This window comes from Salinicola sp., from assembly GCF_982684285.1.
This window is the reverse complement of record NZ_CEXLVS010000021.1, coordinates 1-26,413: the sequence shown is the minus strand read 5'-3', so window position 1 is coordinate 26,413 and position 26,413 is coordinate 1. Positions and strand designations below refer to the sequence as shown.

24 protein-coding genes and 1 pseudogene are annotated in these 26,413 nt (G+C 62.3%); 19 read left to right on the top strand and 6 right to left on the bottom strand.

Features of this window, described 5'->3' with window-relative positions:
* The 4 genes from AC3AYF_RS03495 to AC3AYF_RS03480 all read left to right on the top strand — a co-directional run.
* On the top strand, nt 1-302 hold a 302-nt coding region (locus AC3AYF_RS03495), incomplete at its 5' end, for a hypothetical protein (RefSeq protein ID WP_487779397.1).
* Between the two features lie 232 nt (nt 303-534).
* Nucleotides 535-930, top strand: a complete 396-nt coding sequence (locus AC3AYF_RS03490) for an SEL1-like repeat protein (RefSeq protein ID WP_295035981.1) — start codon at nt 535-537, stop codon at nt 928-930.
* A gap of 2 nt (nt 931-932) precedes the next feature.
* Complete coding sequence (locus AC3AYF_RS03485; RefSeq protein WP_487779396.1) at nt 933-1,382, top strand: tetratricopeptide repeat protein; 450 nt, start codon at nt 933-935, stop codon at nt 1,380-1,382.
* Nucleotides 1,383-1,411: 29 nt separating this feature from the next.
* A complete protein-coding gene (locus AC3AYF_RS03480) occupies nt 1,412-1,891 on the top strand; it encodes a hypothetical protein (protein ID WP_295035983.1) in 480 nt (159 codons plus the stop codon).
* 319 nt (nt 1,892-2,210) lie between these two features.
* Here AC3AYF_RS03480 and AC3AYF_RS03475 read toward each other — a convergent pair whose 3' ends face one another.
* The 5 genes from AC3AYF_RS03475 to ehuR form a co-directional block, all read right to left on the bottom strand.
* On the bottom strand, nt 2,211-3,143 hold the full coding sequence (locus tag AC3AYF_RS03475; RefSeq protein WP_295035984.1) for a LysO family transporter: 933 nt from the start codon (nt 3,141-3,143) through the stop codon (nt 2,211-2,213).
* 135 nt (nt 3,144-3,278) lie between these two features.
* On the bottom strand, nt 3,279-4,001 hold the full coding sequence (locus AC3AYF_RS03470) for a hypothetical protein (RefSeq protein WP_295035985.1): 723 nt from the start codon (nt 3,999-4,001) through the stop codon (nt 3,279-3,281).
* Between the two features lie 237 nt (nt 4,002-4,238).
* Entirely contained in the window at nt 4,239-6,671 is a 2,433-nt protein-coding gene (locus AC3AYF_RS03465; protein WP_487779395.1) for a membrane-bound PQQ-dependent dehydrogenase, glucose/quinate/shikimate family, read from the bottom strand.
* Nucleotides 6,672-6,770: 99 nt separating this feature from the next.
* A complete protein-coding gene (locus AC3AYF_RS03460; RefSeq protein WP_295035987.1) occupies nt 6,771-7,700 on the bottom strand; it encodes a 2-hydroxyacid dehydrogenase in 930 nt (309 codons plus the stop codon).
* Between the two features lie 82 nt (nt 7,701-7,782).
* On the bottom strand, nt 7,783-9,189 hold the full coding sequence (gene ehuR, locus AC3AYF_RS03455; RefSeq protein WP_295035988.1) for a MocR-like ectoine utilization transcription factor EhuR: 1,407 nt from the start codon (nt 9,187-9,189) through the stop codon (nt 7,783-7,785).
* 196 nt (nt 9,190-9,385) lie between these two features.
* Here ehuR and doeA point away from each other — a divergent pair, with 196 nt between their 5' ends.
* The 3 genes from doeA (at nt 9,386) to AC3AYF_RS03440 (ending at nt 12,245) form a co-directional block, all read left to right on the top strand.
* Nucleotides 9,386-10,585, top strand: a complete 1,200-nt coding sequence (gene doeA / locus AC3AYF_RS03450; RefSeq protein ID WP_487779394.1) for an ectoine hydrolase DoeA — start codon at nt 9,386-9,388, stop codon at nt 10,583-10,585.
* A gap of 155 nt (nt 10,586-10,740) precedes the next feature.
* Complete coding sequence (doeB, locus tag AC3AYF_RS03445; protein WP_149436543.1) at nt 10,741-11,775, top strand: N(2)-acetyl-L-2,4-diaminobutanoate deacetylase DoeB; 1,035 nt, start codon at nt 10,741-10,743, stop codon at nt 11,773-11,775.
* Nucleotides 11,772-12,245, top strand: coding sequence for an Lrp/AsnC family transcriptional regulator (locus AC3AYF_RS03440; RefSeq protein ID WP_295035990.1), 474 nt, complete (start codon nt 11,772-11,774; stop codon nt 12,243-12,245). Before doeB ends, AC3AYF_RS03440 begins: the two co-directional genes overlap by 4 nt.
* Nucleotides 12,246-12,349: 104 nt before the next feature.
* Here the strand turns inward: AC3AYF_RS03440 and AC3AYF_RS03435 are convergent, their stop codons facing one another.
* A complete protein-coding gene (locus AC3AYF_RS03435) occupies nt 12,350-13,309 on the bottom strand; it encodes a LysR family transcriptional regulator (RefSeq protein ID WP_295035991.1) in 960 nt (319 codons plus the stop codon).
* 237 nt (nt 13,310-13,546) lie between these two features.
* Here AC3AYF_RS03435 and AC3AYF_RS03430 point away from each other — a divergent pair.
* The 12 genes and pseudogenes from AC3AYF_RS03430 to AC3AYF_RS03375 all read left to right on the top strand — a co-directional run.
* Nucleotides 13,547-14,527, top strand: a pseudogene (locus AC3AYF_RS03430) (ABC transporter ATP-binding protein); the annotation flags it as partial.
* Between the two features lie 63 nt (nt 14,528-14,590).
* Nucleotides 14,591-15,289 carry an HAD family hydrolase gene (locus AC3AYF_RS03425; protein WP_295035993.1) on the top strand — a complete coding sequence of 233 codons (699 nt, stop codon included), beginning with the start codon at nt 14,591-14,593 and terminating at the stop codon, nt 15,287-15,289.
* A complete protein-coding gene (locus AC3AYF_RS03420) occupies nt 15,270-16,595 on the top strand; it encodes an NAD(P)/FAD-dependent oxidoreductase (protein WP_487779393.1) in 1,326 nt (441 codons plus the stop codon). The genes AC3AYF_RS03425 and AC3AYF_RS03420 overlap by 20 nt, the downstream gene beginning before the upstream one ends.
* Before the next feature lie 44 nt (nt 16,596-16,639).
* Nucleotides 16,640-17,710 (top strand): ABC transporter substrate-binding protein, encoded by a 1,071-nt coding sequence (locus AC3AYF_RS03415; RefSeq protein WP_295035995.1) that lies wholly within the window; start codon nt 16,640-16,642, stop codon nt 17,708-17,710.
* 67 nt (nt 17,711-17,777) lie between these two features.
* A complete protein-coding gene (locus AC3AYF_RS03410) occupies nt 17,778-18,680 on the top strand; it encodes an ABC transporter permease (RefSeq protein ID WP_295035996.1) in 903 nt (300 codons plus the stop codon).
* Nucleotides 18,677-19,465, top strand: a complete 789-nt coding sequence (locus AC3AYF_RS03405; protein WP_295035997.1) for an ABC transporter permease — start codon at nt 18,677-18,679, stop codon at nt 19,463-19,465. Before AC3AYF_RS03410 ends, AC3AYF_RS03405 begins: the two co-directional genes overlap by 4 nt.
* A 61-nt stretch (nt 19,466-19,526) precedes the next feature.
* A complete protein-coding gene (locus AC3AYF_RS03400; protein WP_295035998.1) occupies nt 19,527-20,459 on the top strand; it encodes a 2-hydroxyacid dehydrogenase in 933 nt (310 codons plus the stop codon).
* A 171-nt stretch (nt 20,460-20,630) separates the two neighbouring features.
* A complete protein-coding gene (locus tag AC3AYF_RS03395) occupies nt 20,631-22,094 on the top strand; it encodes an NAD-dependent succinate-semialdehyde dehydrogenase (protein WP_295035999.1) in 1,464 nt (487 codons plus the stop codon).
* 112 nt (nt 22,095-22,206) lie between these two features.
* Nucleotides 22,207-23,601: an aminotransferase gene (locus tag AC3AYF_RS03390; RefSeq protein WP_487779392.1), complete on the top strand. Its 1,395-nt coding sequence runs from the start codon at nt 22,207-22,209 to the stop codon at nt 23,599-23,601.
* A 97-nt stretch (nt 23,602-23,698) separates the two neighbouring features.
* The gene (gene eutB / locus AC3AYF_RS03385; RefSeq protein WP_295036001.1) at nt 23,699-24,685 is read left to right on the top strand and encodes a hydroxyectoine utilization dehydratase EutB; all 987 of its coding nucleotides are present in this window, start codon (nt 23,699-23,701) and stop codon (nt 24,683-24,685) included.
* Between the two features lie 51 nt (nt 24,686-24,736).
* Nucleotides 24,737-25,684 (top strand): cyclodeaminase, encoded by a 948-nt coding sequence (locus AC3AYF_RS03380; protein WP_295036002.1) that lies wholly within the window; start codon nt 24,737-24,739, stop codon nt 25,682-25,684.
* Between the two features lie 2 nt (nt 25,685-25,686).
* Nucleotides 25,687-26,235: a GNAT family N-acetyltransferase gene (locus tag AC3AYF_RS03375; RefSeq protein ID WP_295036003.1), complete on the top strand. Its 549-nt coding sequence runs from the start codon at nt 25,687-25,689 to the stop codon at nt 26,233-26,235.
* The last annotated feature ends 178 nt before the right edge of the window (nt 26,236-26,413 follow it).

Genomic DNA, 26,413 nt, shown 5'->3' with positions numbered 1-26,413 from the left:
GTTCGCTGGAGATGGTGTTTCAGGGCGTGGTGGTGGAGCTATCGTGGGAGCCTGCTAAACCTAATCCGGTAAATTACATGGGGACGGGACGTCATGCCGGTGGTTATTTAAGCGTCAGTTCAGATAAAGACGCTCGGCGAGCAGAGGAAGAGCGTGTCAAGGATCTTGTTGTAATTGAAATGGTTTTAAAAATTCCAAAGCAGGATGTGATTGACTTGACAGTTCAGTTGGTGCCGAAAAGTCAGAATGCAAGCACTTTGTTTGAGTGGGATTATCAAAAAAACGTGGCAGTGAAACCTTGACTGTCGCTGATGGCGCTGGGTATGCAGCCACTCAAGGAAATGAAAGTCAGCCAGGATTTGATTTGCAGGACAAGGTTTACATGTCGAAGTGGTCAAATGTATATCGAAAGGAGGAACTAGGTAGCTCGGTAGACCTTATTGTTAGATTCCGTGCATCCGACACTCGTACGTCAAAAGGCGATGTTTTAACGTTGGAGTTTGAAGATTCTAAAGTTGGGGGTGATGCTTCGATATGAAAGCTTTTGTCATTGTTTTAGCGTTGTTTGTGCCTGGGGTGTCTTGGGGAGAGGTTCTTTTTCAAGATCCAACAGGAAAGGCTTTGAGTAATGCAATAGCCAATCTCCCAGATAAGGTTTTGGAAGAAATTTCGCCTCAAGACTTAGGCCTCCAGCAGTATCTGATGGGCCTTTTTTATATAAAGGGGGCGCCAGAGTTTCGCGTTGAAAAAAACTGTCGTAAAGCAGTTTCTTCCTTGCAGAGCGCATGGCAAAACGGCGTTTCCGATGCTGCGTATACACTTTCTACTATGTATTACAATGGCATTTGTGTGAGTAGGGATCTGGAAAATCTAGGGAGTTGGCAAGTGAGTCCGCAGCGGACGGTTATATACTTGCGCAACGTATGCTAGGAATGGCTTACGTTGGTAAAAAGTGGCAGGGGCTTTATCCATATGATATTGATAAGGGTGTGTGTTGGCTAAGTAAGGCCGGTAATGCAGGTGATAGAGAGTCTGCAGGCCAATTGTCTGATATGTATGCAAAAGGCAAACAAGTTAAGAAAGATGAAGAGAAGTCTTTTTGGTGGCTCAAAAAAGCAGTCTTTAATAGATTTGAAGATGACAACATGGTTGGCTTCCGCGCGCTTGCTGAAAGTTACGAGAAGGGTATTGGTACCGAAGTTGATTTAATTGAGGCTTATAAGTATTATGATCTTTATGGCACGGCTGGAATAAAAGGTAAGCAGAGGGTTTCAAAAAAAATGACCCAAGAGCAGATCGACGAAGCTCTTCGTCAGTCCAAGAAATGGCAGAAAGAGCACAACGTTCAGGTCGGCGATGGTTCTATTCGCCGTTCCAACTGACCCTTTGGTTCCGGTGCTGATGTGTGACGATGAACCATAAGCTGACACTATTCTGTCCGACGTTAAAGGGATGGTTTTCTATGGCGGTTCAAGAGCGTTCAGATCAGGCTTTTTACGCCAAGATATCCTCACTTATCGCGCTGTGCGGCGGGGGTGGGTTATTGCTCGCGTCGCTGCTGGCGATCCCCAGTTCGCCGGTTTTTCCGGGGGCGCCCATCCTCATCGCTTGCGTCCTGATCGTGGCTGGGCTCTGGTTCCAGTTCAATCCGGTCATCCGGCTTACGGAGGAGTATGTCTCGGTCAAGCTGGCGATAATCCGTCCGCGTACGACCCTTGCGCTCGACCAGTTGGCGCGCGTCGAAGCGACCCCGCGAGAGTGTGTACTTTACTACCGCAAAGACAGTGCCGGTGAAGGCAAGCTCAAGATTCCGCTCAAGAGCCTGGCCAAGGAAGATCGCGAGAGGTGTGCGCTTGCCTTGCGGCAGCGAGTGCACACCGAGGCGGCCTAGGTCGATCGCATCACCAACACACAAAAGCCCATGGCCTTGGCCATGGACTTTTGTGTTAGGGCAGGGCTGGTTTGTTAGTCAGTGCCGACTCAGGCTTCGTCCACGAACTCTATCCGTGGCTACGCGCCGTCTCGCAAGCGAGTGCCAAAAGACCGGATCAAGGTGCCGATACTAGCCAGGCACTGAAGTCTCTGGTCGGTACGGTCGGCAACTTCTATAAGATCGCGCATGGGGAGCCAGGGCTTGCTATCGCATCCTTGGCGGCTTCCAGCCAGTCGTCGATAAGCCTGGGCGCCCGGCGAGGCCAGCGAGCCTTGGCTCAGGTAAACGATAGCAACAGCAGGATCAGCGGTGGGGAGAGCAGTGACAGCAGGAACCCGCTGACGATCGCCAGAGGCACGCAGGTGATGCCACCGTACTGCTGGATCACCGGCAGGCTCACATCCATCGATGTCGCGCCGGCATAGCCGATCGCCAGCGGCATGGCGCGACGGATGAACAGCGGTACCAGCAGGAAGGCCAGCAGTTCCCGGGCTAGGTCGTTGAAGAAGGCGGCGCCGCCGAGCACCGGGCCGAGCTGGTCGCCGATCAGGATGCCGGAGAGCGAGTACCAGCCGAACCCGGCGGCCATCGCCATCCCCTCGTTCCAGGGCAACTGGAGCAGCGGTGCCGCGATCAGCCCCGCCAGCATCGAACTCGCGGACACGGTCGCCGCGATCGCCAGTCCCAGTCGGTTGAGCAGAATCTGGCGCAGTCCGAGCCCGGAGTTGCGAAGCTGGCAGCCGATCAGGAAGAGCAGGGCGTAGAGCGCCCAGGTCGCCAGTGTTTCCGCCAGCGAGGCCAGGTGCCATCCCAGCAGCTGGGCCCCCGCGCCGATGATGACGCCGAGCAGCACCACACCCGCCAGTTGCAGCGAGCCCAGCATCGCCTGCAGCTTGCCGGCGGGCGCGGCGTTGTCCTTGCTGTCCACCAGCGATTGACGGCGAGCCAGCCGTTGACGCGATAACCATGCCAGCGCCAGCAGATTGATCGGCGAGATCACCAGGAACAGAATCAGTGCCGTGGATCCGATGCGGGACAACTGCCCGAGCAGGTTCTCCATCCCGCCCAGACTGATGCCCATCAGCAGCAGGATCACGTAGACCGAGGCACTGACGCCGCGATCGATGGCCTGACGAATCCCAGCCTGGAGAACGGGGATCAGGTAGCCCACGATCAATGGCAGCAGTATCCACAACAACCCCAGCAGCATGACCTCTCCCGAAGCGAACCCATGAGTCACCGACAACGATGCGGCACGAAAAAAACGGACGCCGATGAATCGGCGCCCGTGATTGGCAATGAACTCTAGAGGATACGCGCTGAAGAGGGAAGAACGGCTGGCCGGTTATCCGCCGTTGGTGCTTGCCGGGGCTGCGCTGGAGGGGGCGAGCGTCAGATCGGTGAGGGTCAGGTGGCTGCGTTCCTCGTCGTCGCGTACGTAGCGCATCTTGAGCAGCAAGCCGGGGATTTCGCGGTGAAAGGTGAAATAGAGATGTCGGCCCTGTTTGTCGGGGTCCCAGGTGTCCACGGTAACGCCCGGAAACGTGCCGGCGGGCGTCTCGATGTCGCTACGATCGACCACCCGGTAGTAGAGCATCTCCGTCTTGCCCTTGTGATTCTGATAGTCGAGCTGGCAGGGCGAGACCTGAGTGCTGGCGCAGCGGGCATCCGGCGCCTTGCGCGAGAGATCGAAAAGGGCGGTCTGGCGGTCCGGTAGCGCCTGCAACTGGGACCGGTCCAGATGATAGTCGTCGCCGATTCCCACCAGCGAGTAGGCGCTGGTGTAGTCCAGCGCCTGCACGCGATCGCCATCGAGCTGAAATCGCCCGCGTTCCTCGCCGCTGGCGACCTTGATGCTCGCTCGCATGTCGCTCTCCCAGACATCGCCGGTTTGCAAGTCATTACCCAGGTGCGAGAGCTTGTGGGTGATCGTCGCATCCGGCCAGCCGCTGATATCGAGTCGATAGTGGGCGGTGAATGGCGTCGGTGCGGCCAGTGCCAGACTAGTCCAGCAGGCCAATGCCAGTGCGGCCGTTGCCTTGAACGCTTGGCGATAGTTGAGTGACATGGTTTCCCTTGCAACGTGTTTCAGTGGGGCGGTTCTCGCACGTTCAGTCGAGTGAGACATCAGACGCCGAATTGCTGACGGTGTTCCCAAAGGTGCCATTTGTGGACCTCATCTCGATATGCCGCCGGAGGCCGAGGGCCGGTCAGTGCTACCGGTATGGCGCCAGCGCAGATATGCCGTACGAACGACAACGGGACCCGCAGGCCCCGTTGATCGGTCATGGCAGACGCTTCGACGTCAGTCGTTATCCGGCAGAGCGTAGGCAATCACATAGTCACCGCGATCCGCGGATTGGCGGGCACCGCCGGCGGAGATGAGGATGTACTGCTTGCCGGTCTCCGGCGAGACGTAGGAGATCGGCGTGCCCTGGCTGCCGACCGGCAGGCGAGCCTTCCAGACTTCTTTGCCAGTCGCCGAGTCGAAGGCGCGTAGCCAGTAGTCCTGGGTCGCGGCGAAGAATGTCAGGCCGCCCTGGGTCGTCAGCGAGCCGCCGATGGTCGGCATGCCGACCGGCATGGGCATGCGCAGCTTGGTGCCGAACATCACCGTGTCCTGGATCGTGCCCAGCGGGACTTCCCAGTTGACCTTCTGGGTCTTCATGTCGATCGCGGTCAGGCTGCCGAACGGCGGCTCCTGGCAGGGAATACCGAGCGGAGACAGGAAGCGGTCCTTGACCACCGAGTAGGGTGTGCCCTTGAGCGGCACCGCACCCATGGCAGCGTTGACCGCTTCGCCACCCTGGGAGGCGGCGGCGTCCTTGTCCTGCGGTTCCATGTGGACCCACAAGCCCAGGCGCATGTCATTGACGTAGAGCGTCTGGGAGGTCGGGTCGTAGGAGAATCCGCCCCAGTTCATACCGCCCAGCGAGCCCGGGTAGGAGAGCGAGTAATCAGTATCCGGCGCGGTGAACAGCCCGTCGTAGCGATAGCCCTTGAAGATGTAGCGGCACATCAGCTGGTCGAACGGCGTGGCGCCCCACATGTCCGCTTCTGTCAGGTGCTCGGCGCCGATCTGCGGCATGCCGACGGAGACCGGCTGGGTCGGCGAGTACTTTTCGTTGGGGATAGTCGCGGGCTCGACCCTCTTCTCGACAACGTCGGTCAGCGGCTCTCCGGTCAACCGGTCCAGCACGAAGATCTGGCCGACCTTGCTGCCGAAGGTGAGCGCCGGGGTTGTCGAGCCATCCGTTTCGGGAAAGTCGATCAGCGTCGGCTGCATCGGCACGTCGTAATCCCACAGATCGTGGTGGACCGTCTGGTAGTGCCACTTCTCCTCGCCAGTGGTGGCGTCGAGCGCCAGCATGGTCGCGCCGTACTCCTCGTCTTCCGGGGTGCGCTCCGGACCCCAGAGGTCGATGGCGGCGCCACCTACCGGCATGAAGAGGATATTGGAAGCCGGGTCGTAGGTCATCGGCGCCCAGACGTTCGGCGTCGAGCGCACGTAGTTGTCACCGGGGGCCGGCGCTTCCCGATCCTGCGGATTGCCGGGATCGAACGCCCAGCGCATCTCGCCGGTAATGACATCGAAACCCCGCATGACACCGCCGGGCATGTCGAGGGCGACGTTGTCGGCCACGCGGCCGCCGACGGCGACGGTGGTGCCCGCTACCGTTGGCGGCGAGGTCAGGGAGTAGAGCGGTGCCTTGGCGTCGCCCAACCCGGCCTTGAGATCGACGCGGCCGTTGTCGCCGAAGCTCTGGCACAGCTCACCGGTTTCAGCATCCAGGGCGACCAGAACGGCGTCGATGGTATTCATGAAGATGCGGCGGCGGCAGGCCGTGGCATCGGCGGCGAGGGACGGCTGTGGAACCGGCGAGGCATCGCCCAACGTCGGCTGCTGGACCGGCTTGTCGGCATCGAAATAGGCCAGTCCACGGCAGCGCACCCAAGTCTTGGTGTCGGTGGGGAACTCATGGCGCCATTTCTCTTCGCCGGTATCCGCATCGACCGAAATCACGGTGTTGGACGGCGTGCAGAGATAAACGGAATCGCCGACCTGCAGCGGCGTTTGCTGATCCTCGAAACCCGCCCCGGTGGGGCTAAGCGGTGTGTCGCCGGTATGGAAGGTCCAGGCGACCTCGAGGGAGTCGACGTTGTCTCGGTTGATCTGATCGAGCGCAGCGAAGCGATTGCCGCTGCCGTCCGAGCTGTAGTGATCCCAGTCCACCTGACGGGTGGCATCGGTAACCGGGGTCTCGCCGGTGGCGGCGACGCTGTTGTGGATGCCATGGGGCTGGAACATGCCCCAGGTCATGCCGACGATCGCGATCAGTGCGACGGCGGCAGCGCCAAGGCTGATGCCTTTGTTGGCCTGAAGGCCGGCTCGCTGCAGGATCAGCGGTTGAATCAGCAGCAGCAGGAACAGTGCGCACAGGAAGGTGAAGATACGCGCGTGCAGCGCCCAGAAATCCAGCCCCGCTTCCCAGAACGCCCAGATGATGGTGGCAATGAAGGCAATCAAATAGATGGCCAGCGCCTTGGTGCCACCGCGAACGATTTCGATGCCCGTGGCGGCTAGCGCCAGACCCATCAGCAAGTAATACCAGCTGCCTCCGCGACCGATCAGCATGGCGCCGCCGATCGCGAGCCCCAATCCCAATATGGCGAAGACGGCGCCGACCACGATCAGCAGGGCGCTGATGGGCCTGGATACCCGGTTTGTTTGTTTCATCCCTCGAATCCCCTTTGATAAGCATCGGGGATTCTACTCAAGACGAAAGTCTTAAGCCATCTTGTTAGCATGCTACATGATTGGTTTCGTGCCTTGCACTCAATACCCCGCGTCGGGATCGACGGTCTCGACCGCCTCGCCTTTCGACATCGCGTCCAGTGCATCGCCGACCTGATCGGCGGCGGCGCCGATCGGCGTCGGCCCGGCCATGTGCGGGGTGATCAGGATGCGTGGGTGGCGCCATAGCGGGCTCTCCGCCGCCAGCGGTTCACTCGGGAAGGCGTCCAGCAGGGCGCCACGCAGGCGACCTTCGGACTCTTCCTCGCCGAGTGCGTCGAGCAGTGCGGGCTCGTCGATCAGGGTGCCGCGACCGGGATTGATCAGGCTGGCGCCAGCGGGGAGCTTGGCCAGGTTGTCGCGGTCGATGATGTGCCGCGTGGCCGGTGTGTCCGGTAGCAGCGTGATCAGCGTCTTGACCTGGCGCAGCAGCGTATCGAGACCGTGATCGCCGTGATGGCAGGTGATGCCCTCGATCTGCTTGGGCGAGCGGCTCCAGCCGTGGATGGGGTAACCATCGGCGGCAAGCATCTGGGCCACGCGGGTGCCGATCGCGCCTAAGCCGAGGACACCAACCGGCCAGTCGGGCTTGTCGACCACCGGCACCTCGCGCCATTCGCTGTTCGCCTGCTGGCGCCGATAGCGGTCGAAATCGCGCTGAAAATGCAGTACGCCGTAGCGGGCGTAGTCGCCGATCAGTTCGCCCATGCCGGCGTCGCGTAGTTTGACGATGGGGATCTCGCGGGGCAGCGATGGGTTCTGCAGCAAGGCATCCACCCCGGCACCCAGGTTGACGATGCCCTGGAGCGCCGCCTGCTCGTCGAACACCGACGCCGGCGGCTTCCAGGCGACCAGGTAGTCCACCTGCGGGTTGCCGCTGTCCGCCGCGACGTGGATCTCGGCGTCCCGCAGGCGCTCGAGCAGGATGTTGCGCCACTGCTCGGCGTCATCGTGGTAGATCAGGACTCGCATCTCGGCTCCGTCGTCGCTGTGTGGTCATGTCTCGTCATCATGGCAGGTTGTGCGTGGCGAAAGAAATTTCCGCTCGTCGCTCTCAATACGCGATCTCCAGCATCGGTGGCGGCGCTTCGCCCAGCAGTTGGCTCAGCACGTCCAGGCCGCTGGCCAGGCGTGCCAGATCCGGTTCGGCTCCCAGGCTGATGCGCACGCGCCGCGGCATGGCGGACTGCTCGACCAGGAACGGCTGGGCGGTGGTGATGGCGACACCTTCCTGGCGCGCCTGCTGCTGAAGCTCTTCCGCCCGCCACGGCTCCGGCAGCGCCAGCCAGATATGCAGGCTGCTGGGGCGCGATTCGATGGCATGCCCCGCCAGCTTGCGCGCCGCCAGTTGCTGCCGCTCTGCCAGCAACTGGCGCTGTTCGTGAGCCAGCGTATCGACCATGCCGCTGGCCAGCCAGTAATCCGCCAGTTCGAACACCAGCGGCGTGGCCATCCAACTGGTGGCGCGCAGCCTCGGCAAGGTGTGGTGCATCTGGCCGCGGGGCACGCTGAGATAGCCGGCTCGCAGTCCGGGAACGGTCGCCTTGGTCAGACTGGTGACGTGAAAGCTCTGCTGGGGCAGCCTGGCGGTCAGGGACCTGAGGCCCGCGGGCTCCAGCAGCGCATGCACGTCGTCCTCGATCAGCCAGACATCGTGACGCAGCAGGATCTCCGCCACGACGTCGCGGCGGGCGTTTTCCATGGTCGCACCGGTGGGGTTGAGCTGGGTCGGGGTCAGGCAGACGGCTCGCGGGCGGTATTTGACGATGGCCGCCTCCAGCGCCTCGGGAATGACACCCTGGTCGTCGATCGCCACGCCGTGGAGCTGGAAACCGAGCGTGCGCGCCAGCGCGATCAGGCCGTGATCGGTCAGCATCTCCGTCAGCACGATATCGCCATGCTGGACCACCGTGGCGATGGCCAGCATCAGCCCATGGGCTGCGCCATTACAGAGCAGCCGGTCATCGGCCTCGCCAGGGACGCCGAGACGTTCCTTCAGCCAGGCGTTGGCGCGCTCGCGCTGGTGCTGCAGGCCGGCGATCGGCCGGCAGGCGCCGATCACGTCGGCATGGGCGGTCCTGGCGAGTTCCGCCAACGCCTCGCGAAAGCGTCGATGGTGGGAAGGTGGACAGACCGGATGGGCGATCGACAGGTCGATGGGGGCGGCGTCGGTGACGGCAGCCGGCGCGCGCAGGTATTCGTTCTCGGAATCGCCCTCGGCATCGCGAATCCAGGTGCCGCTGCCGACCCGCGCCTGGACGAGGCCGCTCTTCTCGGCCTGCTCGTACGCGCGGGAAACGGTCTGCACGCTGACGCCCAGCGTCTCGGCGAGCTCGCGATGGGTCGGCAGGCGCATGCCAGGAGAGAGCACGCCGTGGCGAACCGCCTCGGCGAGGGCGCGAGCGATGGAAAGATATTTGGGGCCGTGCCCGCCGAGGAAGGGCGTCAGGTCGATTGTCATGATGCAATAAAGCCTTTGACGGCACGCTGAGCGACGATGCTACTATCATCGTCGATGCATTGACCGATAATTGTCATGAATGTTGCCAAGTAAATCATGACAATTTCACACCCGGTCGGCAAGCGGCAGGACACTCGGCTCGATCCCCTCGACCGCCGATGTCCCAACAATTCGGTCCCGTTAGTCGAGTGGCTCCATGTTTCAGGTTTCTTTACCTTTCTCGCGTGAAGAGTACGCCAATCGTTTGCACAAAGTGCGCGTTTCCATGGCGAGCCGCGGAATTGATGTTCTCGTTGTCAGCGATCCTTCCAACATGGGCTGGCTGACGGGATACGACGGCTGGTCGTTCTACGTTCACCAGTGCGTGCTGGTGGGTCTGGAGGGTGAGCCGGTCTGGTACGGGCGGCGCCAGGACGCCAACGGGGCCTGGCGCACCTGCTGGATGGATTCCGAGCGTGTGCGCTACTACCCGGACTACTACGTCCAGAACCCGGACATGCACCCGATGGAGTACCTGGCCCAGTCGGTGCTGCCCGAGTACGGCTGGCACACCGGCAATGTCGGGCTGGAGATGGACAACTACTACTTCTCGGGCAAGGCCTACGTCAGCCTGCTCAAGGAGCTGCCGCATGCCCAACTGATCGATGCCACGGCGCTGGTCAACTGGTGCCGGGCGATCAAGTCGCCGCAGGAGATCGCCTACATGCGCACGGCGGCGAGAATCGTCGAGTGCATGCACACCCGGATTCTCGAGATGATCGAGCCCGGCCTGGCCAAGAGCAAGCTGGTCTCCGAAATCTACCGGGTCGGCACCGAGGGCTGGACCGATGAGCACGGCACGGTCCATGGCGGTGACTATCCCGCCATCGTGCCGCTGTTGCCGACCGGCAGCGACGCCGCCGCGCCGCACCTGACCTGGGACGACACCCCGTTTCGCAAGGGCGAGGGCACGTTCTTCGAGATCGCCGGCTGCTACAAGCGCTATCATGCGCCGCTGTCGCGCACCGTCTTTCTGGGTAAACCGCCGCAGGACTTCATCCGTGGCGAATCGGCCCTGCTCGAAGGGATCGACAACGGGCTGGCGGTGGCCAAGCCCGGCAACCGCTGTGCCGACATCGCGCTGGCCCTGGGGGCGGCGATGGACAAGTACGGCTTCGACCGGGGCGGCGCGCGCTGCGGCTATCCGATCGGGATCAGCTATCCGCCGGACTGGGGCGCGCGCACCATGAGCCTGCGCCCCTCCGACGAGACGATCCTCGAGCCCGGCATGACTTTCCACTTCATGCCCGGCATGTGGATGGACGACTGGGGCCTCGAGATCACCGAAAGCATCCTGATCACCGAGAATGGTGCCGAGCCGCTGTGCGACTTTCCACGCCAGCTGTTCGTCAAGTAAGGCGTGTCAGCCGTTCATCGAGTGAGACCGCGTCAGCCGTTCGTCAAACAAGGCCGCATGACGGGTTCGCCCCGAGGCTCCTGTTACCTTATCAATGACGCGTCAATCGGCTATGGGCCCCTGGCGCGTCATCCGCTTCATTGAGGAGAGTTCGCATGTCCGCATCCCTGCGTCCCAGCCCGATCAGCGCCACCGTCGACTTCGATGCCCAGGGCGTTCAGCACGGTTTCCTGAAACTGCCGATCTCGGTCGACGAGTCGGCCTGGGGCGCGGTGATGATCCCGATCACCGTGATCGCCAATGGCGAAGGGCCGACAGCGCTGCTGACCGGCGGCAACCATGGTGACGAGTACGAAGGCATCACCTCGCTGCTCAAGCTCGCCAGTACGCTCCAGGCCAAGGACGTGCGCGGCCGCGTGATCATCGTGCCGATGATGAACACGCCTGCGGCGGAAGCCGGCAAGCGGACCTCGCCGCTGGATGGCGGCAACCTCAATCGCAGTTTCCCCGGCGACCCCAATGGCGGCGTGACGAGTCAGATCGCCGACTATTTCACTCGGGTGCTGGTACCGATGTGCGACGTGGCGCTGGATCTGCACTCCGGCGGTCGCACGCTGGACATCGTGCCGTTCGCCGCCGCGCATCGGCTCGACGATCTCGCCCAGGAGAGCGCCAGCCTCGCCGGCGCCGTCGCCTTCGGCGCGCCCTACGCGATGATGATGTTCGAGCTCGACGCCACCAAGCTCTACGACACCGCGGTGGAATCCCAGGGCAAGACCTTCGTCACCACCGAGCTGGGCGGTGGCGGCACCTCGACGCCGCAGAGTCTGGCGCTGACCGAGCGCGGCGTGCGCAATTTCTTGATTCACTATGGGTTGATGGCTGGCGAGATCGAGAAGCCGACCGAACCCATGATCTACGTCGACATGCCGGACGCCAGCTGCTACGTGCAGAGCGAGCACTCCGGACTGCTGGAATTGATGGTCTCCCTGGGCGCGATGGTGAAGGAAGGCGAGGTGCTGGCGCGGGTCTATGACATGAGTCGCACCGGCGCGGCGCCGGTCGAGTACCGTGCCCAGCGCGACGGCGTGCTGATCGCCCGGCGTTTCCCGGCCAAGGTGGGCATGGGCGATACCATCGCCGTGGTCGCGGAAGTGGTCGAGTCGCTGGAACGTGATCAGGTCTCATGAAGCTCGATCGCTACGACCTCAAGATCCTGGAGATCCTCAGTCGCGACGGCCGGATCACCAAGTCGCGGCTGGCGGAGGCGATCAGCCTCTCCGTCAGCCCCTGCTGGGAACGGGTCAAGCGGCTGGAGAAAGCCGGCGTCATCGAAGGCTACAGCGCCAGGATCAATCCCGACGCCATCGTCAAGCGCACCCCGGTGTGGGTGCAGATCGAACTCAAGCAGCACAACGCCGAGAGCTTTGCCCGCTTCGAGCGCATGGTGTCGGAAACCGATGCCGTGGCGGAATGCGTCGCGGTCGGCGGCGGCGTCGACTACCTGGTCAAGATCGCCGCCGACAGTATCGACGCCTATCAGCGCCTGATCGATGCCTGGCTGGTGTCCGACCTGGGCATCGAGCGCTACTTCACCTATATCGTCACCAAGACGGTCAAGCGCGAGGGACCGCCGGTGTTCTCGGATATGGATGGCTAGCCACATAACTACGATTCGTGCGATGAACTTCGCTCCCGAAGAGCACAGATCTATTGCGGGGTAAACTCTGGTCCTCTCGATACGGGCTGTCTGGGCAACAGGCTTCAGAGACAGCCAACGAGATAGCGTTCCAGCGCAAGTTCCGGATAGCGCTGCATGACTTGACGGGTTTCGGTACGGATCTCTTCGATCAGCCAGTCGCGTACACGTAGCGTTGCATCGCTGGGTGGTTTTTTGCGTGAGTGTATAAAATGGCATTGCCTCTCGGTCATTATCGCGCAGGAGATGGCCGGAACCAGAGCACCTTTAATAAACCAATGTGTCGTGACATTGAACCAGCCAATTGCCACCCCCTGGCCTAGCATGGCTGCCTGGAGCACGACGGCATAATCCGAAAAGTTGAGCTCGTGAGGCGGGGCGGGACACAGCCTCACGAACTCGGGAAACAGATCGGACCAATTCGCGCGGCTGTCGCTCAGGCTGATTAGCGTAAGTTCTCCTGGCGTACTTGCCTCCGGGAAATGCTGGGCGCGGTATTCCGAGCTGCAAACGGGAATGAGGATTTCCGGCATGATCAGCGCGCTCTCATGTTCCTCATCATTCGAGGTCATGAAGCGAAGGCCAAGATCGACATCCTCGACCGATCCCTTGACCGAACCCGATATCAATTGAAAGCGCAGGTCAACGGTAGGAAATTCCTGCTGAAGGCGATGCATGCGTGGCATCAACCAGTGGGTGGTGAACGCAGTCGAGACCGAGAGCGTGATCGTCTCCATTCCGGTGTGACGAGCGCGAATTTCCTGAATGGCTTCCTCGATATGTCGAAAACCGTCCTCGATGCCTCGGTAGAGGATGTTGCCGTTATCGGTCAGCGAGATGCCGCCTGACGTCCTAACAAAAAGCTGAACCTCCAGATGGGCTTCCAGCAGCGACAACATGCGGCTGACAGCCGGTTGCGTCACGCCCAATTGAGCGGCGGCACGAGTGAAGCTGCCGCAACGCGCTGCCGCCTCGAAGACGAAGAGAGCGTTGGCGCTGGGCAGTTTTCGTCGAAGGTTTGACATAATCCTAAGTTATACCGGATGCAAGTATTTCGCAATTGAGTCGTCTCCCGCCTTTTGCTCTACTGCTCTCAATAGCAAGAAGACAAGAACAAGGAGCTAAGCATCATGAGCCAACATGATAGCGGTAGCGTCGGTGTGTCCATTCGCGCCGTCAGTAAGCGATATGGACGTAATATCGCTCTCGATGATGTCAGTCTCGACATTCGACCTGGTGAGTTTGTCTAGCTCCTCGGCCCCTCCGGTTCGGGAAAAACCACGCTTCTCGGTGCGCTTGGCGGGTTCGTGATGCCGAGTTCCGGCACGGTCCATATCGGCGATCGCGATGTCACCTGGATGCCACCTCACAAGCGTGATATCGGCGTGGTTTTTCAAAGCTATGCGCTTTTCCCCCATATGAGCGTGGGGGACAACGTCGCCTTTCCTCTGAGGGCTCGCCGCCAGCTGAAATCGGGTTGGGCGGACAAGGTCAAGCGGGCCCTGGCGATGGTCGAACTGGATGGTTATCAGGACCGAAGCATCGCCCAGCTCTCCGGTGGCCAGCGCCAGCGAGTGGCGCTGGCCAGGGCAATAGTGTTCGAGCCGCGCCTCATTCTGATGGACGAACCTCTCTCTGCGCTCGACAAGCAGTTGCGGGAAACCATGCAGATCGAGCTGCGCCAGTTGCACAAGAAACTGGGCGCGACCGTCATCTATGTGACTCACGACCAGCGTGAAGCGCTGACCATGAGTGATCGCATCGCGATCCTCAAAGATGGTCGCCTGGTCCAGGTCGACGCTCCGCAAACGCTCTACGACTCACCGCAGGACGCCTTCGTGGCGAGCTTTATCGGCGATTCGACGCTCCTGCCGGTCACACGCCTCGATGATCACCACGTGCAGCTCGGAAGCCAACGGCTGGCCTGCGCGCGAGCCGTGCCGAACGAAGCTCGGCTCTATCTGGCTGTGCAGACCGAAAAGCTGCTCATCGACACCGGCAACCAGCTCGACGAGGCGTACAACCGGCTCGAGGCCAGCGTGCGAGAGATCGTCTATCAGGGCGACAGCCTGAGGCTTTTCCTGGAGCTTGGTGATGGCTCTACCGTCAGCCTGCGCCAGCCCGGTCACCATTTCGGACAGCAACAGATTCCGCCAGTCGGCGCTTCGCTCACCGTGGTCCTGCACTCGGCCGACACCGTCGTCGTGTCCGATCTGCAGAAGCGGACCGCCAACGCCGCCTGAAGCGCCCCCAGAAACGCTGTTATCACCCTCAATAACGTCATAACAACGGGAGTCATTGACGATATGGAACTCAGCAACTTCAAGGTGCTCACTTTCGATGTTGTCGGCACGCTGATCGATTTCGAATCCGGTGTTCTCGCCGCCGTGCGGCGCATTGGCGGCAGTGCGACGGAGGCGATGAGCGACGACGATATCTTCGAGGTCTACAAGCGCGGTCGCGACAGGTATTACGGGCGCTCCAGCAGTGCGATGGCCGATGTCTATCGGTCATTGGCGGCCGAGTCTGGCCTGCCGGCTGACGACGCCTCGGCTGAGTCTTTTCAGCTGTCGGTGCTCAATTGGCCCGCCTTCTCTGATTCGGTCGCGGCACTCAAGCGCTTGCGCAAGCACTACCGTCTTGTCGCGATGACCAATGCTGATCGTACGGCCTTTTCCAATTATGCGATGACGTTGGGTTGCCCTTTTGACGACAGCGTTACCTGCGACGATACCGGGGTGGCCAAGCCCGATCCGCTCTTCTTCGCGTACAACCGCGGGCGCCAGGCTGCCTACGGTTACAAGTTCGATGAGATTCTGCATGTGGCGCAGAGTCAGTATCACGATATCGGCGTGGCAAAGTCGCTAGGCTACACGACCTGCTGGATCGAGCGGCGCCAGGGGTTGCAGGGATTTGGTGGCACCCCGGATCCAGAGAGCGTCACTCGACCCGACTTCCATTTTTCCACGCTCAAGGCTCTTGCCGATGCAGTGGAAGGCGTCTGAGATGACTTCGTCGGCCATCGCCAATATCCCGTCGCTGTGGCGTGAAATGAGCGGGGCCCGGTCGGAGCTACCGTCGTTGCAGAACGATCGCGATACCGATGTCGTCATCGTCGGTGGTGGCTATACCGGACTCGCGGCGGCGCACCGCCTGCTCGAGAGAGGTGTGGCTCCGGTCGTGCTCGAAGCCAATCGGATCGGATGGGGCGCCAGTGGTCGCAACGGTGGGGTGGTTTCAGCGAAGGTGCGGCAGTCGTTCCCAGCGATCGCCGCCCAGCATGGGCTGGAAACGGCACGCTCGGTCCACCGGCTCTGCCACACGGCGGTGGACGAGCTGGAGGCTCTGATCGATTCGCTGGGGCTGACCCAGGCGGGATTCCGACGCTGCGGTAATCTGCGCTGCGCTCATCATGAGCGAGCCTTCAAGAGTATTGCCGATGAGGCAGAGTGGCTTCAGCGCGCTCTGGGTGATGGCGACCAGCACGTGCTCAGTGCCGAGGCGGTGCGCGATGAGACGGGCTCTCGCGCCTTCTTTGGAGGGGTGCTCAGCGAAGGCGTGGGTACGCTGCTGCCGCTGGCCTATGTGGAAGGATTGGCCGAGGTGCTGGTCAAGCGTCACGGCCTTGCGCTGTTCGAACGGACGCCCGCTACGGGAATTCGACGTACCGACGGTGGTGTCAGCGTCATCACCCCGGGTGGAGAAGTCCGCGCCAGGCAGGTGATTCTGGCCACCAATGCCTACAGCGGACAGACCGAAGCCGGCGAAAGGATTCGTACCAGGATGGTGCCCTTTCGCAGCTCGATCATCGCCACGGAGCCGCTGCCCCCGGCGCTCCAGCAGCGACTCCTGGTCAACAATCGCAGTTATGGAGAAACGCGTCGGATGATGCGTTGGTTCCGAAAGGTGGACGGGCGGTTTCTTTTCGGTGGGCGCGGCGCCTTTGGAAAACACGACTCGCGTGCCGCCTTCGATGCCCTCCAGCGCTCCATGATCTCGCTCTTCCCTGATCTCGCTGACGTGAAGATCGCGTATCGCTGGTCGGGGCATGTCGGGATGACGCTGGACGCGATTCCCCACGTCGGACGCTTTGATGACCGTATGGTTTTTGCGGCTGGTTACAATGGTGCCGGCGTTTCTTTATCGAACTATCTGGGCCGACTGGCGGCGGATTTTTCCCTGGGAGAAAACCCAGACGTCAGTCTTCTCGGGGCCACGAATTTCCGCCGTGTGCCGTGCTATCCGTTGCGGGAATTCGGTATCCGACTGACCGCGGGCTGGTATCAACTATTGGACGCAATGGGGCGCTAAACGCAGAAGATTCACAAATTGAAAATGGAAGCGGAGACAACAACATGAACCAGATCCAATGCTTCACGCGAAAAGTGACTACTCAACTGGCAGCCTTCTCGATTTTGGCACTGCCATTGGCAACGACCGCTCAGGTCGCTCATGCCGACCAGATTACCTTCGTTTCGCAGGGAGGCGCCTATCAGGAAGCGCAAACGAAAGCGATTCTCGATCCGGTGGCCCAATCCCTCGGCATCACCATCAACCAGGAGAGTGCTCCCGACGCCTGGCCGATGATTCGTACCCAGGGAGCCACCGGACAGCCGATTTGGGACGTCGTTGATACGCCGACGTTCAACTGCATTCGTGGAGGTGAGCAAGGGCTAATCGAACCGCTGGATTTCTCGCGTATCCCCAATGCGGAATCCATGCCGGATGGTTACAAGACACCCTATTCGGTCGCCTACGAATTCTATTCAAGCGTGCTGGCCTATAATCCGGAAACGTATGGCGATCATCCGCCCCAGACATGGAAGGACTTCTGGGATATCGATAACTTCCCAGGCCCTCGGGCGCTGCGCAACAATCCGCTGGGCACGCTCGAAGCCGCGTTGATGGCCGATGGCGTGGCGCCGGATGAGCTTTATCCTCTCGATGTCGATCGCGCCTACGAGAAGCTCGAAGAGATCAAGCCATATATCGCGACGTGGTGGACTTCCGGTGGCCAGTCAGCCCAGCTTCTCCACGACGGAGAGGTCGACATGATCATGATGTGGAACGGTCGTGTCAGCTCGATCATCGATGCGGGAGCGCCGGCCGCGTTCACCTACAATCAGGGCGTTCTGCAGAGTACCCACCTCTGTGTGATCAAGGATGCCCCAAATCTCGATACGGCGATGAAGTTCGTCAATGCCGCAATCGCTCCCGACGTTCAGGCCGACTTACCGAAGTACATCGATTACGGCCCGGGCAATCCGGCCGCCTTCCAGACCGATCGCATTTCGAAAGCGCGCGCCGCCGAATTGCCCAGCTCGCCCGAGAATGCCGCTAAACAGGCATTGATGGCGTACGAGTGGTGGTCGTCGCCGGAGGGCGTGGAGGCTGAACGACGCTGGCTGGAGTTCATGCAGCAGTGAGGTCCTTGCCCGTGCGTTGCGCGCACGGGCAACTCCAAGACCGTCTGACCTGCACGGAGGGAATCCCTTGAAAGAGACGACGCTACCCAATCCGGGTCTGCAAGCGATGCCGAAGGACAACTCGGCGAGGTTTCAGCGACGCGAGCACCACCTGATGCTGGCACTGCTGATGCCGGCGCTGCTGATCGTTACGCTGCTACTGATCGTGCCGCTGGGCTGGATGATCGCGCAGTCGTTCCAAGTGAACGGCAGCTTCAGCCTGGAGCACTACGAGCGCGTGCTGACCGACGGGGTCTATTGGCGCACGTTCGGACTGACCTTCCGTATCAGCTTCATCGTGACGTTGGCGGCGTTGTTGCTGGGATACCCCCTCGCTTACGCCGCGACGGTGCTGCCGAGACGCTGGTCGCTGATGATTCTGGCGCTGGTCATCGTGCCGTTCTGGACCAGCGTGCTCGTGCGCGCCTACGCCTGGCTGATTCTTCTGCAGCGCTCAGGCGTCATCAACCAGACGTTGATGGGGCTGGGGCTCACCGACGCGCCGCTGGCGCTGGTGCATAACGAGTTCGGTACGATCATCGCGACGGTCCACATTCTCCTGCCGTTCATGGTGCTACCCCTCTATGCCACCATGCAGAAAATTCCGCGGGACTTGATGCTGGCGGGGGCCAGCCTTGGCGGCTCACCGATGCACGTCTTCTGGCGTGTGTTCTTTCCGCTCTCGCTGAGCGGGGTTCTGGCCGGCATGACGCTGGTCTTCGTGCTCTGTCTCGGCTTCTACATCACGCCCGAACTGATGGGTGGTGGACGCACCGTGATGGCGTCGATGCTGGTGAGCCGCAACATCCAGCTCTATGTCGAGTGGGGCGCGGCGAGTGCGGTCAGCGTGGTCCTGTTGCTCATGGTGGTGGCGATATTCTATCTGGTCAGCAGGCTGGTCTCGATGGAACGCATCCTGGGGGTCAAATGAACCAAGTTCGCCTAAGCCGAGTGCTCTTCATCGGCTATGTCACCCTGGTACTTCTGTTCCTGGTGCTGCCAGTGCTGATCGTGATCCCGATGTCGTTCTCGGATAGCCGCTTTCTCTCGTTCCCGCCGCCGGGGTACTCGCTGCGTTGGTACGACGCCTTTTTCAGCAGTAACGGATGGATGTCGGCGGCCCAGACCAGCCTTATCGCTGCCGTCTCGACCGCGTTGATCGCGACACCGGTCGGTGTGGCTGCCGCCTATGGGCTCAACGTCTCGACCCACTGGAGCGTGCGCTATCTCAAGGTACTGCTGCTACTGCCACTGATCGTGCCGATCATCATCGTCGCTGCCGGTGTGTTTCTCAGTTATGCCATGACGGGGCTGCTGCATAGCTTGCCCGGACTGATCATGGCGGATGTCATGCTGGCGCTGCCTTACGTGATTACCGCTGGCGCCGCTGGATTGCAGGGTTTCGATAACAGTCAGGAGATGGTCGCCAGAAGCCTCGGCATGAATCGCTTCCGCGCATTCATGGCCGTCGTGTTACCGCAGATCAAGCCCAGTGTCATTACCGGTGCGATCTTCGCGTTCATTCAGGCACTCGACGAGACCATGGTGGCACTGTTCATTGCCGGAGGTCAGAACCAGACCCTGACGGTGCGCATGTTCACTGCGCTACGTGACGAGATCGATCCGACCATCGCGGCGATCAGCACGCTATTGACGGCGACCTCGTTCGCGATGGTGATGTTGGTGGCGATGGCGCGACAGCGGGCGACGGCATGATCCTCCTTGCTAGCCCGGCGACTGGCTATCGACGATGTGGGCGAGAAGAGATGACGGGGTCATGACGTCCTTCGCCTACCGTGGTGATCTCCAGCGCGGATGCCTCTGGGCGCGGCTATTCGCCGAGCGCATGCCGGCGATCGATTTCCGTGTTGTGTCAGAGCTCGAGGGGGACGTCGACGCTACCGTGCACTATCTGGGTACTTGGGCACCGTTGGCGGATTACTCGCGCTTCCCCTCCCTGAAGGTGATCTTTGCGCTTGGCGCTGGCGTGGATCAGTTCGATCTCAGTCTGGTGCCGCCCGGCGTTGCGCTGGTGAGGCTGGAAGAGCCCGGTATCGTCGGCATGATGCAGGATTACGCGACGCTGGCCGTCATGGCGCTACATCGAGACCTTCCAATCTATCTCGAACAGCAGCGTCGCGGTGCCTGGTCGCCAGAGGCGGTGCTGCCCGCGGCGCGGCGCAGAGTGGGGATTCTTGGGCTGGGACAGATGGGCGCGGCGGTAGCCGCACGTCTGACTGCCCTGGGATTTTCCTGCAGTGGCTGGAGCCGGACGCCGAAAGCGTTGCCGGACGTGCGCTGTCACGCCGGTAACAGCGCCTTGGGAACCTTCCTGGCCGAGAGCGAGATACTGGTCTGCCTGCTGCCACTGACGGCGGCAACGCGAGGCTTCCTCAACGCGGCGCTCTTCGCCGCACTGCCGACGGGGGCTTCGCTCGTCAACATGGGGCGGGGCGGGCATCTGCGGTTCGACGATCTGGTCGCCGCGCTCGACAGGGGGCAACTCGCGGGCGCGGTGCTGGATGTCTTTGAACCGGAACCGCCGCCGCCAGGTCACCCTGTCTGGTCGCACCAGCGCATCCTGCTGACACCGCATGTCGGCAGCGTGACGAATCCCGAAAGCGCCATAGAAGCCGTGATTGCCAATATCGCCCGGCATCGGGCCGGCGAGCCGATGCGCGGAGAGATCGATCGGCTCAAGGGCTACTGAGGTAGCCACCTGGCACCAAAAAAATCGTAACTCCCGCTAAACCTTTCGAAAGAAAACGGACCGTAAATCGACCGAGACAAAAAAATTCCTCGCTGCAGAATCGATAACATGGTCGCACTCGCAGGATAGGCAAGCCGTTCTGCTCACCGCCGACACCTTGCAGGAGGCGACATGAAACTCAACGATCCCCGGCTTTTCCGTCAGTACGCCTATATCGACGGCAAGTGGACCCACGGTAGCGAGGGCCGCGAGGAAGCGGTCGTCGATCCCGCCACGGGAGAGACCCTGGGCCACTGCGCGCTGCTGGAAGCGGCCCAGATCACCGAGACGGTGACCGCCGCCGAGGGCGCCTTCGCCGAGTGGCGGGCGATCAATGTCCACGAGCGGGCCGAGAAGCTCAACGCCTGGTACCGCCTGCTGCACGAACACAAGGAAGACCTGGCGCTGCTGATGACCTACGAGCAGGGCAAGCCGCTCGACGATTCCCGGGGCGAGGTCGATTACGGCGCCAGCTTCATTCAGTGGTTCGCCGAGGAGGCCAAGCGCGCCTATGGCGTGACCATCCCGAGCCATATCCCCAACGCCGCATTGGGCACGATCAAGGAGCCGGTGGGCGTCTCGGCAATGTTCACGCCCTGGAACTTCCCGCTGGCGATGATCACCCGCAAGGCCGGGGCGGCGCTGGCTGCCGGTTGCACGGTGATCGTCAAGCCGGCCAACGAGACGCCATACTCCGCGCTGGCACTGGCCGAGCTGGCCGAGCGGGCCGGTATTCCGGCGGGCGTGTTCAACGTCGTCACCGGCGATCCGGCGACCGTCTCCGAGGTGCTGTGCAACGACAACCGCATTCGCAATATCTCGTTCACCGGCTCGACCCGCGTCGGCAAGCTGCTGATGCGGCAGAGTTCCTCCAGCGTCAAGCGCATGTCGCTGGAGCTTGGCGGCAATGCGCCGTTCATCGTCTGCGACGACATGGATCCGGATGCGGCGGCGAAAGAGGCGGTCGCCGCCAAGTTCCAGACCGCCGGCCAGGATTGTCTCGCCGCCAACCGGCTGTTCGTTCATCGCAGGATCTATGACGCCTTCGTCGAGCGCTTCCTGGTGCACATGCAGGCGCTGAAGGTCGGTAACGGTCTCGAGGGAAGCGATATCGGTCCGCTGATTCACCAGCGCGCGGTCGACATGGCCAAGGGTATCGTCGAGGACGGCATCCAGAAGGGCGCACGCAAGCTGGGTGGCGAGGGCCAGGCCCCCGGCGAGAACTTCTTCATGCCGACGCTGCTGGCGGACATCACCCCGGAGATGCGCGTGTTCCGCGAGGAGACCTTCTCGCCGGTCGCGGGGGTCTGTGCGTTCGATGACGACGACGAAGTCATCCGGCTCGCCAACGATACCGAGTACGGGCTCGCCGCCTACGTCTACACCCATGACGTGCGTCGTATCTGGAAGCTGATGCGCGGGCTGGAGTACGGCATGGTCAGCGTCAACAGCGTCAAGATGACCGGCGCGCCGATCCCGTTCGGCGGCGTCAAGCAGTCCGGCCTCGGTCGCGAGGGCGGTGCCGCGGGGCTCGACGAGTATCTCGATACCAAGTACTACTGCCTCGGCAATATGCCCTCGGCGAGTAATTCATAGGTTCCAGGACTTTCAACGCGGGTATGACACAAGGGTCACGATGACCGTTGTGCCCGCTCCTGAAACGCCGTCCGGACAAGCGATGGCGTTTCGTTTTGGTTAAGGAAAGGTTATGACCGATACCCGTACCCTGATCGACAACGATCGCCGCCATGTCTTCCACGCATCCACCCATCTGCGTGATCACGCCCACGGCGACGCGCCGGGACGCATCATCACCGGCGGCAAGGGGATCTCCATCGTCGATCGTGACGGCCGCGAGATGATCGACGCCTTCGCCGGGCTCTATTGCGTCAACATCGGCTACGGTCGCACCGAGATCGCCGACGCCATCTACGCCCAGGCCAAGGAGCTGGCCTACTACCACACCTATGTCGGCCACTCCAACGAGCCGCTGATCGCGCTCTCCGAACGGATCGCCAAGCTCGCCGGCAACGGCTTGAACAAGATCTACTACGGGCTTTCCGGCAGCGACGCCAACGAGACCCAGATCAAGCTGGTGCGCTACTACCATAACGTCACCGGCCAGCCGAAGAAGAAAAAGATCATCGCGCGTCAGCGCGGTTACCACGGTTCCAGCATCGCCGCCGGTTCGCTGACCGGTTTGCCCGCGTTCCACCAGCATTTCGACCTGCCCATCGAGGGCATCCTGCACCCCAAGGCGCCCTACTATTACCGGAGGGAGCGCGGCGACATGAGCGAGCGCGAGTTCTCGGTCTACTGCGCCGAGCAGCTCGAAGCGCTGATCCAGCGCGAAGGCCCGGAAACCATCGGTGCCTTCATCGGCGAGCCGGTACTCGGCACCGGTGGCATCATTCCGCCGCCGGCAGGCTACTGGGAGGCGATCCAGGCCGTGCTCAAGCGTCACGACATCCTGCTGATCGCCGACGAGGTCGTCAGCGGCTTCGGTCGTCTGGGCAGCGACTTCGGCTTCCAGCACTACGGTATCGAGCCGGACCTGGTCACCATCGCCAAGGGCCTGACCAGCGCCTATCAGCCGCTTTCCGGCGTGATCGTCGGCGAGCGCGTATGGAAGGCGCTGGAAGATGGCACCGGCGAATACGGCCCGATCGGCCACGGCTGGACCTACTCCGGCCACCCGCTGGGCGCCGCCGCCGCGATGGCCAACCTGGACATCATCGAGCGCGAGAACCTGGTGGGCAATGCCGCCGAGACCGGCGCCTACTTCAACGCCCAGCTCAAGAAGACCTTCAGTGAGCATCCGCTGGTCGGCGATGTGCGTGGCGAGGGCCTGATGGCCGCGCTGGAATTCGCGCCGGAGAAGGGCGAGTACACGCCATTCGATCCCGCGCTCAAGGTTGGCGCCCGGGTCGCCGCCGCGGCGCTGGAAGAGAACCTGATCGCCCGGGCCATGCCCAACGGCGATATCCTCGGCTTCGCGCCGCCGCTGGTGATCGATCGTGGTCAGGTCGATGACGTGATCGCCCGCGCCAAGCGTGCCGTCGACCGAGTGACCGACGAGCTGACCCGCGAGAAGGCGCTGTAGACCTGGACTGACGGCTGCCCGCATCGGCTTGATGCGATCGCGCCCCTGCGGCAGGGTGAAAGCTCTGCCGCTTTTTATTATCGCTTCGGGAGCCCGCATGTCCGACCCCGTCACGCTTCACGATATCTACCTGGCACGCCAGCGACTCGCCGGGCAGGCGGCACGGACGCCGCTGATCCTCTCCCAGAGCCTGTCGGTGCGTTTCGAGGCCGAAGTCTATCTCAAGCTGGAAACCCTGCAGCCGAGCGGGGCGTTCAAGCTGCGGGGCGCGCTCAACAAGATCGCCTCGCTATCGCCGGAGCAGCTCGAGCGCGGCGTGACCACGGCCTCCACCGGCAATCACGGCCGTGCGGTGGCGTGGGCGGCCAGGCGACTCGGCGCGCGGGCCGTGATCTGCCTCTCCGAGCTGGTGCCGGCCAACAAGGTGGCGGCCATCGAAGCGTTGGGCGCGGAGGCGCGGGTGATCGGCCGCTCCCAGGACGACGCCTTCGTCGAGGCGCGGCGTCTGGTCGCCGAGGAGGGCATGGCGCTGATCGAACCCTTCGACGATCCGCTGATCGCGGCCGGCCAGGGCACCATCGGCCTGGAGCTGATGGAGGATCTGCCAAGCCTCGATCGCGTCTTCATCGGCCTTTCCGGTGGCGGGTTGCTGGGCGGTATCGGCCGCGCCGTCAAGGGCATCAACCCCCAGGTCCAGGTGACCGGGGTGAGCATGGAGAAGGGCGCGGCGATGATCGACAGCCTGGCGGCGGGCGAGCCGGTGGAGGTCGAGGAAGAAGCCTCGCTGGCGGACTCGCTGGGTGGCGGGATCGGGCTCGACAACCGCTGCACGTTCGCGCTGGTGCGCGAGGTGATGGACGATCACTACCGGGTCTCGGAGTCGGCCATCGCCCGCGCCATGCTGCACTTCTTCGAGCAGGAGAAGATGCTGGTCGAGGGTGCCGCGGCGGTCGGGCTCGCCGCCATCGAGGAGCACGATATCGATATCCGGGGCCAGAAAGTCGCACTGATCGTCTCGGGCAACGGCGTCGATGCGGAGACATTGATGCGGGCCAAGACGCTGATCGACTATTCAGAGCGCTGAGCGCTCGAATGATATTACGAATTCAACCGAATGGACTCAGGAGTCATCCCGATGGAACTCTATAACCGCCAGCAGATTCAGGACGTCGTCACTCTCGATCACGCCGCGCTGGACGCCGTCGAAGCCGGCTTTCGCGCGCTGGGCGAGGGCAACGTCGTCCAGCCGCCGATCCTGTCGATGGCGATCGAGGAGTCCAACGGCGAGGTCGACGTCAAGACCGCCCATATCAAGGGCAACGAACGCTTCGCGATCAAGGTCAGCCCCGGCTTCTTCGACAATCCCAAGCTCGGCCTGCCGAGCCTGAACGGACTGATGATCGTGTTCTCGGCCAGGACTGGGCTGGTCGAGGCGGTGCTGTTCGACGAAGGCTATCTCACCGATATTCGAACCGCGCTGGCCGGCGCCATTGCGGCGAAGCATCTTTCCCGCGCCGACAGCCAGCGTGTCACCGTCCTCGGCGCCGGGTTGCAGGCCGAGCTGCAGGTCGCCGCGCTCAAGCTGGTGCGCGACATCGACACGCTGGACGTCTGGGCGCGGGACGTCGCCAAGGCCGAAGCCTACGCGGCACGGATGCAAGAAAAACATGGGCTGACCGTGGCGGTGCACACCGAGATCGCCGACGCCTGCCGCGAGGCGGACATCATCGTCACCACCACGCCGTCGCGCGAGCCGCTGCTCTCCGGAGAGCATCTGCGCGAGGGCGTCCATGTCACCGCCATGGGTTCCGATAGCCCGGACAAGCGCGAACTCGATTCGTCGGTGATGGAGCGGGCCGATCATTTCGTGGCCGACACCCGCGCCCAGAGCGAGAACAACGGCGAGCTCAAGGCCTACGCCGGCCACGACGCGCCTTTCCGGATCAACGAGCTGGGCAGGGTGATCGCCGGTGGCAGCAGCCTGCGTACCGCGGATTCCCAGATCACCGTCTGCGATCTCACCGGGACCGGGGTGCAGGACACCGCCATCGCCGGCTTCGCGCTGGGCCGGCTGGCGGGGTGAACGTGGCGAACGGCGTTAGCGTACGCCGGGCAACGCGGGACGATGCGGCGTCGATCGCGGGCATCCACGTCGACGCCTGGCGCCACAATTACCGCGGTTTGATCGACGACGACACGCTGGTGTCGCTGGATGCCGCGTTGAAGGTCGAGACCTGGCGCGAGGCGCTGGCGGATGACGCCAGCGTCTTCGTGGCATCACGTGGCAGCGACATGTTGGGATGGGTCCGAACCGGCCCCTTCCGTCAGACCGAAGAGGCGCGCCCCGAGGTGGGTGCGATGACCCCCGGCTGGGCCGAGTTGCACGGCTTCTACGTCTCCCCGCGGGCGCAGCGCCAGGGTGTGGGCAGTGCGCTGTGGCACCGGGCCCACCGCTGGTGCCTCGACCAGGGCTATCGCGATGTCGGGCTGTGGGTGCTGGCCGGCAACGTCGTCGCCATCCGCTTCTACGCGAGCTGCGGCTTCCGCGATCTTGAGCTCGATCAGAACTTCGAGATCGCGGGCCAGGCGCTGGTCGAGAAGCTGATGGCGCGGCGACTGGATCCCGTTTCCTGACGGCCCCGCTGGGAGCCACGATCCTGCGCGGGTGCGCATCGCGCTCTCCGAAACCGGTCTCGGCGGCAGGGCTTTCGCTGGATCTTGCACTTTGGTGGCAGGCTCGCGTCCAGCGTCGCCATGGCGTGGCATGCTGCCTGGGAGGGCGGCAGCCGACGTGCCGTCGTAAAGGTCGCAA